Origin of the sequence: Azohydromonas caseinilytica (assembly GCF_012927045.1) — a bacterium.
Lineage (GTDB): Bacteria > Pseudomonadota > Gammaproteobacteria > Burkholderiales > Burkholderiaceae_C > Azohydromonas > Azohydromonas caseinilytica.
This window is the reverse complement of the sequence record NZ_JABBFW010000003.1, coordinates 143,790-158,648: the sequence shown is the minus strand read 5'-3', so window position 1 is coordinate 158,648 and position 14,859 is coordinate 143,790. Positions and strand designations below refer to the sequence as shown.

The following is a 14,859-nucleotide window of genomic DNA, read 5'->3' as shown; positions in this document are numbered from 1 at the left end:
GCGGCGGCCGAACGGCCGCTGCGGTGGGCCGGCCGGAGGGCCCGGCCCAAAGAAAAGCCCGGCGGGCGCCGGGCTGAAGGTACCCTGAAACCACTTTCCCCAGGTACCGAGGAGACAACCTTTGCAGCGGCACCAAGACCGCCTCGTCAGCCGGGCTGGCACCCGGCCGCGAATGAAGGTTGATCAGGCGGGGCGCTTGGCCGCGGCCTTGGCGTTGGCGGCCACGTTCTGCGTGGCCTTCACGGCGCTGGTGGTCATGGCCTGGAAGTTGGCTTCGGCCACGTCAGCGGCTTGCTTGGCGGCCTTCTGCACGCTTTCGTAGGCGTTGCTGGCGGCGGCCACGGCGGACTTCACCAGGGCCACGGCGTTCTCGGAGCCGGCCGGGGCGTTCTTGACGGCGCTGTCCACGAAGGCGGTGAAGTTCTTCTGCAGGTCAGCCAGCTGGGCCTCGACGACCTTGCCCACTTCGGCGTTGGTGGCGGCGGTGATGTCATACACCTGACGGCCGTAGGCCACGGCCTTCTCGGCGGCGGGCTGCAGCAGGCCGGCTTGCAGCGACAGCAGCTCCTGCGGGTCCTTGGCGGCCAGGGCAGCCTTGGTGTTCTCGGCGGCGTCGTTCAGCGCGGACTTGGCAGCCTGCACGTTCAGTTCGACAACCTTTTCCACGCCTTCGAAGGCCTTGTTGGCCAGACCGAAAGCGGTCTCGACGTTGGCTTTCTGGGCAGCGATGAATTGTTCGGCGGTCAGCATTTCAGTCTCCGGGTTACGGGTTGAAGGGGGGATTTGCAATACTTTTGCTGCAGTGCAGCATGGATGCAAGTATAGAGAGATCGCTTTTTGCTGCAAGAACTTTTTGCTGCACCGCAACAAGAGAGTAAGGACTTTCCACAGCCGGCTTGCCTGCGCCGCCCTGGAGGGCTCTGGGGCGCTGGGCACAATGCCCGGATGCAGGCTTACTACTCGGATCAGTTTGTGCTGCCCCTGCCCGAAGGGCACCGCTTCCCGATGGCCAAGTACGCGCTGCTGCGCGAGCGCGCCGGCACCGATCCCGGCATCCGCTTGCTGCCGGCGCCCGCGGCCAGCGACGGCGAGCTGGCGCTGGCGCACGAGCCGCGCTACGTCACGGCGGTGGCCGAGGGGCTGCTGAGCGCCGCGGAGCAGCGGGAGATCGGCTTCCCGTGGTCGCCGCGCATGGCCGAGCGCGCCCGGCGCTCGGTGGGCGCCACGATTGCCGCCGCGCGCGCGGCGCTGGAAGAGGGCGTGGCCGCCAATCTCGCCGGCGGCACGCACCACGCCTATGCCGGCAAGGGCAGCGGCTATTGCGTCTTCAACGACGTGGCCGTGGCGGCGCGGCTGATGCAGGCCGAGGCGCACCGCCGCGCGCGGCGTCTGCTGCGCGTGGCCGTGATCGACCTGGACGTGCACCAGGGCAACGGCACGGCGGCCATCTTCAAGGACGACGACACCGTCTTCACGCTCTCGCTGCACGGCGCGCGCAACTTTCCCTTCCGCAAGGAAGCCAGCGACCTGGACGTGGAGCTGCCCGACGGCTGCAGCGACGAGGCGTACCTGCAGGCGCTGGACCGCGCGCTGGAAGCGTTGTGGAGCCGCCACGGCGACCGGCCGCCAGGGCTGGCCTTCTACCTCGCCGGCGCCGACCCGCACGAGAACGACCGCCTGGGCCGTTTGAAGCTCACTGCGCAGGGCATGGCCGAGCGCGACCGCCGCGTGCTGGACGCCTGCCGCCAGCGCGGCGTGCCCGTGGCACTGAGCATGGCCGGCGGCTACGGCCACGACCTGGCGCGGATGGTGGAGATCCAGTTCCGCACGCTGCAGCTGGCGCAGCGCAGCTGGGCCGCTTGGCAGGCGTCCATGGGCCGGGACGCTTCAAGGGCGCCCGCCGCCTGAGCGCGGCGGCCGGGAGTGGCGCCCTCCCTAGAATGCCGCCTCCTTCGACTTCGGCAGCCGCCGTCGCCTCCAGGCCCGGCGCGGTCTGACCTTTCTCGCCTGTCCATGCTTCCTGTTCACACTGCCCGCCGGGCCGGCTGCGCCGCGCTGTTGTTCCTCCCGCTGCTGGCGCGGGCCGCCGAGATCGACGGCAGTGAGCTGTCCGCCTGGTGGGCGCTGCCCTTTGCCGGGATGCTGCTGTCCATCGCGCTGCTGCCGCTGCTGCTGCCGCATGTGTGGCACCACCACTTCGGCAAGATCTCGCTGGGCTGGGCGCTGGCCTTCATCGTGCCCTTCGCGGCGGTGTTCGGCTTCGGCGTCGCGGGCGGCGCCTTCGTGCACACGCTGCTGGCGGAATACCTGCCCTTCGTGATCCTGCTGACGGCACTGTTCACCACTGCCGGCGGCATCTACATCCGCGGCAACCTGCACGGCAGCCCGGGCACGAACTGCACGCTGATGGCCGTGGGCGCGGTGCTGGCCAGCGTCATGGGCACCACCGGCGCCTCGATGCTGATGATCCGCCCGCTCATCCGCGCCAACGACAACCGCCGCCATGTCGCGCACGTGGTGGTGTTCTTCATCTTCATCGTCAGCAACGCCGGCGGCGCGCTCACGCCGCTGGGCGATCCGCCGCTGTTCCTGGGCTTCCTGCGCGGCGTGGAGTTCGGCTGGACGCTGCGCCACCTGCTGAGCCCGACGCTGTTCCTGGTCGGCGCGCTGCTGGCCGTGTTCTGGCTGATCGACGGCTGGTACTACCGCCGCGAGGGCGTGCTGCCGCAAGACCCCACGCCCGACACCGAGCGGCTGGGCCTGCTGGGCGGGATCAACCTGCTGCTGCTCGCGGCCGTGGTCGGCCTGGTGCTGATGAGCGGCACCTGGAAGCCGGGCCTGCGCTGGCACGTCGCCGGCACCGAGGTCGAGCTGCAGAACCTGCTGCGCGACGCCGGCCTGGTGGGCGTGACGCTGCTGTCGCTGGCGCTCACGCCGGCCACGGCGCGGCTGGCCAACCAGTTCTCCTGGGCCCCGATGCAGGAAGTCGCCAAGCTCTTCGCCGCCATCTTCCTGACCATGCTGCCGGTGCTGGCCATGCTCAAGGCCGGCGCCGCCGGCCCCTTCGCCGCCGTGGTGCAGGCCGTCACCGGCCCCGACGGCCAGCCGCTGCCCTGGGCCTACTTCTGGTTCACCGGCGTGCTCAGCAGCTTCCTGGACAACGCGCCCACGTACCTGGTGTTCTTCAACCTGGCCGGCGGCGACGCGCAGGTGCTGATGAACGCGCTGGCGCCCACGCTGGCCGCTATCTCGGCCGGCTCGGTCTACATGGGCGCCAACAGCTACATCGGCAACGCGCCCAATTTCATGGTCAAGGCCATCGCCGAGGACCGCGGCATCCGCATGCCCAGCTTCTTCGGCTACATGCTGTGGTCGGGCGCCGTGCTGCTGCCGCTGTTCGCGCTGCTGACCCTGATCTGGTTCCACTGACACCGACTCAACCAGGAGACAAGCCATGTCCGACAAGCCCGCCGTGCTGGTGGCGCGCAAGGTGTTCCCCGAGGTCGTGCAGCGCCTGGCGCAGCACTTCGAGGTGGAGGACAACCCCGAGGACCACATCCATTCCCCCGAGGAGCTCACGGCCCGGCTGCAGGGCAAGGCGGGCGCCTTCGTGACGCTGAGCGAGCGCATCGACGCCGCACTGCTGGACGCGCATCCGCAGCTGCGTGCCGTGTGCAACATGGCCGTGGGCTACAACAACATCGACGTCGCGGCCTGCAGCGCGCGCGGCGTGCTGGTGAGCAACACGCCCGACGTGCTGACCGAGACCACGGCCGACTTCGGCTTCGCGCTGATGATGGCCACCGCCCGGCGCATCACCGAGTCCGAGCGCTTCCTGCGCGAAGGCCGCTGGGACCGCTGGGCCTACGACATGTTCGCCGGCAGCGACATCCACGGCGCCACGCTGGGCATCCTGGGCATGGGCCGCATCGGGCAGGGCATCGCCCGGCGCGGGGCCCTGGGCTTCGGCATGAAGGTGGTCTACCACAACCGCAGCCGCCTCCCGGCCGAGCAGGAGGCGCCGCTGGGCGCCCGCTACGTGGACAAGGAGACGCTGCTGCGCGAGTCGGACCATCTCGTGGTCGTGGTGCCCTACGCGCCGGCCACGCACCACTCCATCGGCGCGGCGGAGCTGGCGCGGATGAAGCCCACGGCCACGCTCACCAACATCGCGCGCGGCGGCGTGGTGGACGACGCCGCGCTGGCGCAGGCGCTGCGCGAGGGCCGCATCGCGGCGGCGGGGCTGGACGTGTTCGAGGGCGAGCCCCGGGTGCACCCGGCGCTGCTGGCGCTGCGCAACGTGGTGCTCACGCCGCACATCGCCAGCGCCACCGTCGCCACGCGGCGCGCCATGGCCGACCTGGCGGCGGACAACCTGATCGCCGCGCTCACCGGCGGCGTGCCGCCCACGCCGGTGAATCCGCAGGTGCTGGCGCGCTGAAGGCCCGGGCTCCGCGCCGCCGGCGCGGGGATGCGTAATCGCCACAACGGCACGCCCGATGCCGCTTCCTAGACTGAAGTGCTTGCATAACGAGGTCTGGGCATGGGGCTGGGGATTCAGCCGGCACGGCGCCGGCTGCTGCAGGCCGGGCTGGCGGCGTTGCTGCCGCTGCCGGCGCTGTCGAGCGCGCAGGGCGCCGCCGCATCACGCACGATCCGCCTGGTGGTCACCACCACCGGCAGCGGCGAGGCGCTGGCGCGGGCGCTGGCCGGGCAGTTGAGCCAGCAACTGGGCGTGCCGGTGGTGGTGGAGCCGCGCGCCGGTGCGGTGGGCCTGGAGTCGGTGGCACGCGCCGCGCCCGATGGCCACACGCTGCTGCTGGCGCACAGCGGCACGCTGGCGATGCAGGCGGTCGCGGCGGGGCGGGGCAGCACGCGCAGCGGCGATTTCGTCGCGCTGGGCCCGGTGGCCAGCCAGCCGCTGGTGCTGCTGGTGCCGGCCGCCAGCCCGATCCACAACGTGCCGGACCTGCTCATGCATGCCCGCTTCGGCTCGGTGCGGCTGGCCTATGCCTCCACCGGCGTGGGCAGCGCCGGCCACCTCGCGGGCGAGCTGCTGCAGGAGCTCGCCGGCGTGAAGCTGCAGCATGTGCCCTACAAGGGCCTGGCCCCGGCGCTCACCGAGCTGCTGTCGGGCCAGGTGGACCTGATGTTCAGCGCCCTGCCGCCGGTGCTGCCGCAGCTGGAGAGCGGGCGGCTGCGCGCCCTGGGCGTCACGGGGGCGCGCCGCAGCGCGGCGCTGCCCGGCAGCCCCACGCTGGCCGAGGCCGGCATCAAGGGCTACGAATGCGCGCCGGCCTACGGCCTGCTGGCGCCGCGCGGCACGCCGCCCGAGATCACGGCGCCGCTGAGCGCGGCGCTGGCCAAGGCGCTGGACAACAGCGCCGTGCGCGAAGCGCTGCGCCAGGAGGGCGCCGAGCTGCTGTCCACGACCGACTTCACGGCCTTGCTGCAGGCGGAGAGCGAGAAATGGGGCCGGCTGCTGCCCAAGCCGGGCCTGCGCCCCGAGTGAGGCCGGCGGCCGGCTGATCGCAAGAATCCGGGATTGTCACACTGGGGATAACAGTAGGGTCACTCAGTGGCTTGACGGGACTTCAATGTGAACCTGGCGTTCACAATGCCGGCCTGATGGCGCCAGCGGCCGTACTGCCGTTAAGGCAGCCGCGCAGCCGCGCGGCCGGACAGAGCCCAGCCGGGCCGCCGCGGTGACGGCCCCGGAGGCGGATCAGCCCGCCATGCCTTGGTGGCGCAGCAGCGCGTCGATCTGCGGCTCGCGCCCGCGGAAAGCCTTGAAGCTGTCCATCGCCGGACGGCTGCCGCCGGCTTCCAGGATCTCGCGGCGCAGGCGGCGGCCCGTCTCGGTGTCGAACACGCCGGCCTCCTCGAAGGCGCTCCAGGCGTCGGCGCTGAGCACCTCGGCCCACTTGTAGCTGTAGTAGCCCGCCGAGTAGCCGCCGGCAAAGATGTGCGAGAAGGCGTGCTGGAAGCGGTTGAAGGAGGGCGGGATCAGCACCGCCACTTCCTGCCGCACCTCGTCCAGGATCTGCTGGATGCGCTGCGGCGCGCCGGCCTCGGAGTGGATGCGCATGTCAAAGAGCGCGAACTCCACCTGCCGCAGCGTCGCCATGCCGCTCTGGAAGTTCTTGGCCGCGAGCATCTTGTCGTAGAGCGCGCGCGGCAGCGGCTCGCCGGTGTCCACGTGGGCCGTGAGGCGTTGCACCACTTCCCACTCCCAGGCGAAGTTCTCCATGAACTGGCTGGGCAGCTCCACGGCGTCCCATTCCACGCCGGAGATGCCCGAGACGCCCAGGTCCGCCACCTGCGTGAGCATGTGGTGCAGGCCATGGCCGAACTCGTGGAAGAGGGTGATGACGTCGTCGTGCGTGAGCAGCGCGGGCTTGCCGCCCACCGGCGGCGCGAAGTTGCACACCAGGTGCGCCACCGGCGTCTGCAGCCCGCCTTCCGGGCGCTGCCAGCGGCCGCGCACGTCGTCCATCCAGGCGCCGGGGCGCTTGCCGGGACGGGCGTAGGGGTCGAGGTAGAACTGGGCGATGAGCTGGCCGCCGCGCTCGACGCGGAAGAAGCGCACGTCGGGGTTCCAGGTCGGTGCCTGGTCGGGACGGATCGCCACCTCGAACAGCGTCTCGATGATGCGGAACAACCCCTCCAGCACCTTCGGCTCGGTGAAGTACTGCTTCACCTCCTGGTCGCTGAAGGCGTAGCGCGCCTCCTTGAGCTTCTCGCTGGCGAAGGCCGCGTCCCAGGCCTGCAGGTCGGGCAGGTCCAGTTCCTTGGCCGCGAACTCGCGCAGCTCCTGCAGGTCTTTCTCGGCGTAGGGGCGGGCGCGGCGGGCGAGGTCGCGCAGGAAGTCCACCACCTGCTGCGGGCTGTCGGCCATCTTGGGCACCAGCGACAGCTCGGCGAAGCTGCGGTAGCCCAGCAGCTCGGCCTCTTCCTGGCGCAGTTGCAGGATCTCGGTCATGAGCGCGCTGTTGTCGCGCTCGGCCGGCCCCTGCTCGCTGGCGCGGGTGGCGTAGGCGGTGTAGAGCTGGCGGCGCAGCTCGCGGTTGGTGCCGTACTGCATCACCGGGAAGTAGCTCGGGAAGTGCAGCGTGATCTTGTGGCCGTCCTTGCTCTCGGCCTGCGCCGCGGCGCGCGCGGCGGCCTTGACGTCCTCGGGCACGCCGTCGAGCTGTTCCTCGCTGGCGTAGAGCGCGAACTTGTCGGTGGCGTCCAGCACATGCTCGCTGTACTTCTGCGACAGCTCGGCCAGGCGCTCCTGGATCTGCGCGAAGCGCTCCTTGGCCGCGCCCTGCAGCTCGGCGCCGGAGAGCACGAAGTCACGCATGGCATTGGACAGCGCCTTGCGCCGCGGCGTGCTGAGCTCTGCAGCGGCCGGGCTCTGGGCGATGGCCTTGTACTTGGCGTAAAGCCGCTCGTCGGCACCCAGGCGCGTGTAGAACTCGGTGACCTTGGGCAGGTTCTCGTTGTAGGCCGCGCGCAGCTCGGGCGTGTCGGCCACGTGGTTGAGATGGCCCACCGCGCCCCAGGAGCGGCCCAGGCGCTCGGTGGCCACGTCCAGCACGGCCGACATGGCGTCGTAGTCGGCCGGCACTTCCGGCCCCACGGCGCGCTCCAGCGCCGTGCCGGCCTGCGCCAGCAGCTCATCGACGGCCGGGCTCACATGCTCGGGTCGGATGCGGTCGAAGGCCGGAAGCTGGGAAGAGGGAGTGTCGAGCAGCGGATTGGTCATGGGCTGGCAGGCGGACTGGTGAAGCCGCGCAGGTGGTGACTGAAGGGGTCAACACAAGATATCGCGGCCACGGCGCCCACCCGCGCCGGCCCATGGCTTTTTTGCTTGCTGGGCTCAGGCCGCGGCGGCAACGCGCTCGGCGGCCTCGACGGTGTTGACCAGCAGCATTGTGATGGTCATCGGGCCGACCCCTCCCGGCACCGGGGTGATCCAGGACGCGACCTCGCGCACGCCGTCGAAGTCCACGTCGCCGCAGAGCTTGCCCTCGTCGTTGCGGTTCATGCCCACGTCGATGACCACCGCGCCGGGCTTGACCATGTCGGCCGTCAGCACGTTGCGCTTGCCCACGGCCGCCACCACGATGTCGGCCTGGCGCGTGTGCTGCGCCAGGTCCGGCGTGGCGCTGTGGCACACCGTGACGGTGGCGTTGGCCTGCAGCAGCAGCATCGCCATGGGCTTGCCCACGATGTTGCTGCGCCCGATCACCACCGCGTGCTTGCCGCGCGGATCGCAGCCGATGGCCTTGAGCATCTGCATGCAGCCGTAGGGCGTGCAGGGCTTGAAGCCTTCCTGGCCCACCATCAGCGCGCCGGCGCTGGCCACGTGGAAGCCGTCCACGTCCTTGAGCGGGGAGATGGTCTCGATGACCTTGTGCGCGTCGATGTGGGCGGGCAGCGGCAGCTGCACCAGGATGCCGTGGATGGATGCGTCCTCATTCAATGCGCGCACGCGCGCCAGCAGCTCGGCCTCGCTCATGGAGGCGGGGTACTGCTCCAGCACCGAGTGCAGCCCGGTGTCGTGGCAGGCCTTGACCTTGTTGCGCACGTACACCTGCGAGGCCGGGTTGTCGCCCACCAGGATCACGGCCAGCCCCGGCGTGTGGCCGCGGCTGGTGAGGGCGGCGGCGCGCTGGGCAAGCTCGGTGCGGATCTGGCGCGAGAGGGCGACGCCGTCAATCAGCTGCGCGGTCATGGTGAGGACACTCCTGGAAGACTGAAAGAAAAAGGGCCGCATGCCGCGGCCCCCGGGGGTTGCTGAAGAAGGTCAGGCCGTCTTGCTGTGCGCGCCCAGCGCGATCTTGAGCAGGTCGGCCACGGTGTTGGCGTTGAGCTTTTCCATGATGTTGGCGCGGTGCGCCTCCACCGTCTTGATGCTGATGCCCAGGTCGTCGGCGATCTGCTTGTTGAGCCGGCCCGCGACGATGCGCTCCAGCACCTGGCTCTCGCGCGTGGTCAGGCGCGACAGCAAGGCGTCGCGGCTGGCCTGCTCCTGGTGCTGGCTGAAGGTGTTGCGCGCCTGCTCCAGCATGCGCTCCACCAGCGACAGCAGCTCCTCTTCCTTGAAGGGCTTTTCGATGAAGTCCATCGCGCCCTTCTTCATGGTCGTGACGGCCATGGGCACGTCGCCATGGCCGGTGATGAACACCACCGGCAGCGGGCTGCGGCGCTCCAGGAGCCGGTCCTGCAGCTCCAGGCCGCTCATGCCTTCCATGCGGATGTCGGCGATGAGGCAGGCCACCTCGCGCGGGTCGAAACGGGAGAGGAAGGATTCGGCCGAGTCAAAGCACTTGACGCGGTAGTCCTTGCCTTCCAGCAACCACTGCAGCGAATCGCGCACCGCCTCGTCATCGTCGACGACGTACACGGTGCCTTTCTTGGGAATCAGGCTCATGGGCTGGTTGTCTCGGTCGTTGTGTTGGAATCGGACGCCGAAGGTGCCGCCGGCTCGATGCGTGCGCCCGGCTCGACCGGCAGGGTGAACGAGAAGCGGCAGCCCACGACAGCGTTTCCATTGTAAATGTTCTCCGCGCGCATCCTGCCGCGGTGCGACTCGATGATGGAGCGGCACAGCGACAGCCCGATGCCCAGGCCCTCGGCCTTGGTCGAGAAGAAGGCTTCGAACATGCGGCCCAGTACCTCCTCCTTCATGCCCGGGCCCTTGTCGGTGACGCTGAACTCGATCACGCCGCCCTCCTCGGCGGTGTGGCGCGGCACGACGCGCAGCTCGATGTGGCGCCGCGCCGGCGGCAGCTTGGCCATGTCGATGGCCTCGGCCGCGTTCTTGAGCAGGTTGAGCACGACCTGCTCGATGAGGATCGGGTCCACCATCAGCGTGGGCAGCCGCTGCGCCACGTAGGTGTGGATCTGCACGTGGCGCCGGCGCAGCTCGATGCCGGCCAGGTCCACCGCGTCCTCGATGATGGCGCGCGCCTGCGCCGCCTGGCGTTGCGGCTCGCTCTTCTTCACGAAGGCGCGGATGCGGTGAATGATCTGCCCGGCGCGCTCGGCCTGGCGCGCGGTCTTCCGCAGCGCCGCGATCAGGTCGTCCTTGCCGATGGCGTCGGACTGCACGCGCGACACCATCCCGCTGCAGTAGTTGGCGATGGCCGTCAGCGGCTGGTTCAGCTCGTGAGCCACCGAGCTGGCCATCTCGCCCATGGTCACCAGGCGGCTGGTGACCTGCGCCTTCTCCGCCTGCAGCCGCTGCTGCTCCTCGGCCTGGTGGCGCGCGGTGATGTCGGTGGCGATGAGCATCTGCGCCAGCCGGCCGTCGGTCCACTGCAGGTAGCGCGAGCGCACGTCGAACCACTTCTGCAGCGACTCCACGAAGACCTCGCGCGGGTCGGAGCCGGCCTGGGTCAGCTCCTGCACCGGCAGCCCGCCGAAGGTGTCCACCGAATCCTCCACCACGCCCGGCTGCGCCGAGGTGCCCGCCAGCAGCGCGTGGCCGCGCGCGTCGGCGCCGAACCACAGCCGGTAGGAGCGGTTGGCGAACAGCAGCTCGCTCTGCTCCACCGACAGCACCGACACGGCCGCGTCCAGCCCTTCCAGCACGGTGGTGAAGCGCTCGTGCGAGGCCGAGAGCTGGTCGCGGATGCGCTTGGCCTCGGTGATGTTGGTCATCGAGGTCATCCAGCCCGTCTGCTGGCCCTTGGGGTCGATCAGCGGCGAGACGTACATGCGCGCGTCGAACATCGAGCCGTCCTTGCGCATGACCTTGACCTCCACGCCGCCGGCGGGGCTGCGGCCCTGCAGTTCCTGCCGCAGCAAGCGCGCGTTCTCGTCCAGGCGGTCGGGCGGCCAGTGCGGGTAGGGCGGCCGGCGGTCGATGAGCTCGGCCTCGGAGAAGCCCGTCATGGCGCAGAAGGCCGGGTTGACGTAGGTGATGCGCCCCTGCAGGTCCATGGCCCGCATGCCCGTGAGCATGGAGTTCTCCATGGCGCGGCGGAAATTGGTCTCCTGGATCAGCGCGTTCTGGATCTGCGTGCGCCGGCGCATGTGGCGCCATGCGCCCAGCAGCATCCACACCGTCAGCACCGACAGCGCCACCACCATCCAGAACAGCGTGTTGCTGATCAGGCCGATGGAGGTGCGCCAGCCCTGGCCGCGCAGCACCAGCCCCGTGCCCGCGGGCGTGAGCGGCACGTCGTGGACGATGGTGGCGCGCTTGCCGGCGCCGCCAGCCGGCGTGCCGCCGTTGCCCGCGAGCTCGTTGCCCGCCTCGTCCAGCACCGTGATGGCATGGCGGCGCGTCACTTCCGCCGGCACCAGCAGCCGCTCCAGCGCCTGCACCGAGTACTCCGCCACCAGCGAGCCCACGAAGCCGTTGCGGTCGATCAGCGGCACGTGCACCTGGAACACCGGCACGCCCGCGGCGTTCTGGAACGAGCGCGAGTACACGGGCGCCTGCAGGTCGCGCGCGGTGCTGAAGGCGCGCTCGGGCTCGCTGCGGCGCCCTTCCATCGGCAGCGACGGGTCGGGCCCGCCGTTGTGCGTCAGGCCTTCCAGACCCGGCGCCAGCCACTGGCCCAGCAGCTGGCGCTTGGGCGCCAGCCACAGCAATTGGGTCAGCTCGGGCCGCTCGGCGGCAAAGCTGCGTGCCTGGCCCTCGAAGCCGCGGCTGTCCACGGTGCGCGTGGCCAGCTCGCGCGCAAGGCGCAGCAGTTGCTCCTGGCTGTCGATGAGCCGCAACTGGATCTGCTGCTGCGCGATCTCGGTGTCACGCCGCAGCGAATCCGTCTCGCGCTCGATCTCTTCGTTCCGCAAATACCAGAAGGCCGAAATGATTGCCGCCAGGAACAGCAGCACTGACACCAGCGGACCGACGGTGACGAAGCGGTCCTGGCGCGAGGGCGATTGGCTGCGCCACCAATGGCCGAAAAGGCGCCGGCGCACAGCCGGCGCGGGTCGGGCAGAAGAAGGCGGCGAGGCAGACATCCTCCGAATTATCAAGGCCCCAGGGGAGGGTAGCGCTGCGACAGGTCATGCCGCGCCGCAGCAATATTCCGCATTATGAAAGTGCAACGCACTATTTGAAAAATGCAGTGCCTGTGCGACACTGCGCCACCCTTTAGCCAGACACCCAAAGAGGAGACCCCATGTCGGCATTGCCTGAACAGTTCATCGGTGCGGCGGCCAATGACCAGGACCCGCAGGAAACCCGCGAATGGCTCGACGCGCTGTCGGCCGTGATCGAAAGCGAAGGCCGCGAGCGCGGGCATTTCCTGCTGGAGCAGCTGCTGGAGCACGCGCGCCAGAACAGCATCGACATGCCGTTCTCCGCCACCACCGGCTACGTCAACACCATCGAGCCGCAGGAAGAAGAGCGCTGTCCGGGCAACCTCGAGATCGAGGAGCGACTGCGCGCCTACATGCGCTGGAACGCCATGGCGATGGTGGTGCGCGCCAACCGCCACAACCCCCCGGACGGCGGCGACCTGGGCGGCCACATCTCCAGCTTCGCCTCGCTGGCGACCATGCTGGGCGCGGGCTTCAACCACTTCTGGCATGCCGCCACGCCCGAGCACGGCGGCGACCTGCTCTACATCCAGGGCCACTCGGCGCCCGGCATCTACGCCCGCGCCTACCTGGAAGGCCGCATCAGCGAGGAGCAGCTGCTGAACTTCCGCCAGGAAGTGGACGGCAAGGGCCTCTCCAGCTACCCGCACCCGAAGCTGATGCCCGAGTTCTGGCAGTTCCCGACGGTGTCCATGGGCCTGGGCCCGCTGATGGCGATCTACCAGGCGCGCTTCCTGAAGTACCTGCACGCGCGCGGCATCGCCGACACCTCCAAGCGCAAGGTCTGGGTGTTCCTGGGCGACGGCGAGATGGACGAGCCCGAGAGCCTGGGCGCCATCGGCCTGGCCGCGCGCGAGAAGCTCGACAACCTGATCTTCGTCGTCAACTGCAACCTGCAGCGCCTGGACGGCCCGGTGCGCGGCAACGGCAAGATCGTGCAGGAGCTCGAAGGCGAGTTCCGCGGCGCGGGCTGGAACGTGATCAAGCTGCTGTGGGGCGGCTACTGGGACCCGCTGCTGGCGCGCGACAAGGAAGGCATCCTCAAGAAGGTCATGATGGACACCCTCGACGGTGACTATCAGGCCATGAAGGCCAACGACGGCGCCTACGTGCGCAAGCACTTCTTCGGCCGCCATCCCAAGCTGCTGGAGATGGTGTCCAAGATGAGCGACGACGACATCTGGCGCCTGCAGCGCGGCGGCCACGACCCGCAGAAGGTGTTCGCCGCCTACCACCGTGCCGTGAACACGGTGGGCCAGCCCACGGTGCTGCTGATCAAGACCGTCAAGGGCTACGGCATGGGCAAGATCGGCGAGGGCAAGAACACCGCGCACCAGACCAAGAAGATGGCCGAGGACGACATCCGGGCCATGCGCGACCGCTTCAACATCCCCATCCCCGACGACAAGCTGGAGGAGGTGCCGTTCTACAAGCCCTCCGACGACATGCCGGAGATGAAGTACCTCCACGAGCGCCGCAAGGCGCTGGGCGGCTACCTGCCCGAGCGCCGCACCAAGGCCGACGAGCAGCTGACCGTGCCGCCGCTGGAAACCTTCAAGGCCGTGCTGGAGCCCACCGCCGAGGGCCGCGAGATCAGCACCACGCAGGCCTACGTGCGCTTCCTGACGCAGCTGCTGCGCGACAAGGAAGTGGGTCCGCGCGCGGTGCCCATCCTGGTGGACGAGGCCCGCACCTTCGGCATGGAAGGCCTGTTCCGCCAGATCGGCATCTACAACCCGGCAGGCCAGCAGTACACCCCGGTCGATAAGGACCAGGTCATGTACTACAAGGAGGACAAGGCCGGCCAGATCCTGCAGGAAGGCATCAACGAGGCGGGCGGCATGAGCTCGTGGATCGCCGCGGCGACGTCGTACTCGACGAACAACCGCATCATGGTCCCGTTCTTCGTGTACTACTCGATGTTCGGCTTCCAGCGCATCGGCGACCTGGCCTGGGCCGCGGGCGACATGCAGGCGCGCGGCTTCCTGCTGGGCGGCACCTCCGGGCGCACCACGCTCAACGGCGAGGGCCTGCAGCACGAGGATGGCCACAGCCACATCCTGGCCGGCACCATCCCCAACTGCATCTCCTACGACCCGACCTTCGCGCACGAAGTCGGCGTGATCCTGCACCACGGCCTCAAGCGCATGGTCGAGAAGCAGGACAACGTCTTCTACTACCTGACGCTGCTCAACGAGAACTACCCCATGCCCGGTCTCAAGGCGGGCACCGAGGAGCAGATCATCAAGGGCATGTATCTGCTGGAGGAGGCGCCCGCCGAAGCCAAGGTCACGGTCAACCTGCTGGGCAGCGGCACCATCCTGCGCGAGTCGATGGAAGCCAAGAAGCTGCTGGAGGCCGACTGGGGCGTGGGCGCCAACGTCTGGAGCTGCCCGAGCTTCAACGAGCTGGCCCGCGACGGCCAGGACGCCGAGCGCTACAACCTGCTGCACCCGACCGCCGAGCCGCGCGTGGCCTACGTCACCGAGCAGCTGGGCGCGCATGCCGGCCCGGTGATCGCCTCGACCGACTACATGAAGAACTACGCGGAGCAGATCCGCGCCTTCATCCCGAAGGGCCGCAGCTACAAGGTGCTGGGCACCGACGGTTTCGGCCGCAGCGACTTCCGCTACAAGCTGCGCGAGCACTTCGAGGTCAACCGCCACTACGTCGTCGTGGCCGCGCTCAAGGCCCTGGCCGACGAGGGCGTGCTGCCGGCGCGCACCGTGGCCGAAGCCATCGCCAAGTACGGCCTCAACGCCGACAAGATCAACCCGCTGTACGCCTGACGCGGCGCCGCACAACAAC

General features: G+C 69.4%; 10 protein-coding genes. 5 read left to right on the top strand and 5 right to left on the bottom strand.

Going from position 1 to position 14,859, the window contains the following annotated elements; genetic code table 11:
* Positions 1-183: 183 nt before the first annotated feature.
* A complete protein-coding gene (gene phaP, locus HHL10_RS06090) occupies positions 184-750 on the bottom strand; it encodes a TIGR01841 family phasin (protein ID WP_169159458.1) in 567 nt (188 codons plus the stop codon).
* A gap of 195 nt (positions 751-945) precedes the next feature.
* Between phaP and HHL10_RS06085 the strand changes: the two genes are divergently transcribed.
* From HHL10_RS06085 to HHL10_RS06070, 4 genes are all read left to right on the top strand, one after another.
* Entirely contained in the window at positions 946-1,908 is a 963-nt protein-coding gene (locus HHL10_RS06085) for a histone deacetylase family protein (protein WP_169159457.1), read from the top strand.
* 105 nt (positions 1,909-2,013) lie between these two features.
* Positions 2,014-3,429: a sodium:proton antiporter gene (locus HHL10_RS06080; RefSeq protein WP_169159456.1), complete on the top strand. Its 1,416-nt coding sequence runs from the start codon at positions 2,014-2,016 to the stop codon at positions 3,427-3,429.
* A 25-nt stretch (positions 3,430-3,454) separates the two neighbouring features.
* On the top strand, positions 3,455-4,441 hold the full coding sequence (locus HHL10_RS06075; RefSeq protein WP_169159455.1) for a 2-hydroxyacid dehydrogenase: 987 nt from the start codon (positions 3,455-3,457) through the stop codon (positions 4,439-4,441).
* Positions 4,442-4,543: 102 nt separating this feature from the next.
* A complete protein-coding gene (locus HHL10_RS06070; RefSeq protein ID WP_169159454.1) occupies positions 4,544-5,512 on the top strand; it encodes a Bug family tripartite tricarboxylate transporter substrate binding protein in 969 nt (322 codons plus the stop codon).
* 213 nt (positions 5,513-5,725) lie between these two features.
* On the opposite strand, the gene HHL10_RS06065 is transcribed toward HHL10_RS06070, so the two are convergent.
* The 4 genes from HHL10_RS06065 to HHL10_RS06050 all read right to left on the bottom strand — a co-directional run bounded on the left by HHL10_RS06065 (position 5,726) and on the right by HHL10_RS06050 (position 11,970).
* Positions 5,726-7,753: a M3 family metallopeptidase gene (locus HHL10_RS06065; RefSeq protein WP_169159453.1), complete on the bottom strand. Its 2,028-nt coding sequence runs from the start codon at positions 7,751-7,753 to the stop codon at positions 5,726-5,728.
* Positions 7,754-7,867: 114 nt separating this feature from the next.
* Complete coding sequence (gene folD, locus HHL10_RS06060; protein WP_169159452.1) at positions 7,868-8,725, bottom strand: bifunctional methylenetetrahydrofolate dehydrogenase/methenyltetrahydrofolate cyclohydrolase FolD; 858 nt, start codon at positions 8,723-8,725, stop codon at positions 7,868-7,870.
* Positions 8,726-8,797: 72 nt separating this feature from the next.
* Entirely contained in the window at positions 8,798-9,424 is a 627-nt protein-coding gene (locus HHL10_RS06055) for a response regulator transcription factor (protein ID WP_169159451.1), read from the bottom strand.
* A complete protein-coding gene (locus tag HHL10_RS06050; protein ID WP_169159450.1) occupies positions 9,421-11,970 on the bottom strand; it encodes a PAS domain-containing sensor histidine kinase in 2,550 nt (849 codons plus the stop codon). The genes HHL10_RS06055 and HHL10_RS06050 overlap by 4 nt, the downstream gene beginning before the upstream one ends.
* 161 nt (positions 11,971-12,131) lie before the next feature.
* On the opposite strand from HHL10_RS06050, the gene aceE reads away from it, so the two are divergent.
* The gene (gene aceE / locus HHL10_RS06045) at positions 12,132-14,840 is read left to right on the top strand and encodes a pyruvate dehydrogenase (acetyl-transferring), homodimeric type (RefSeq protein WP_169159449.1); all 2,709 of its coding nucleotides are present in this window, start codon (positions 12,132-12,134) and stop codon (positions 14,838-14,840) included.
* Positions 14,841-14,859: the final 19 nt, after the last annotated feature.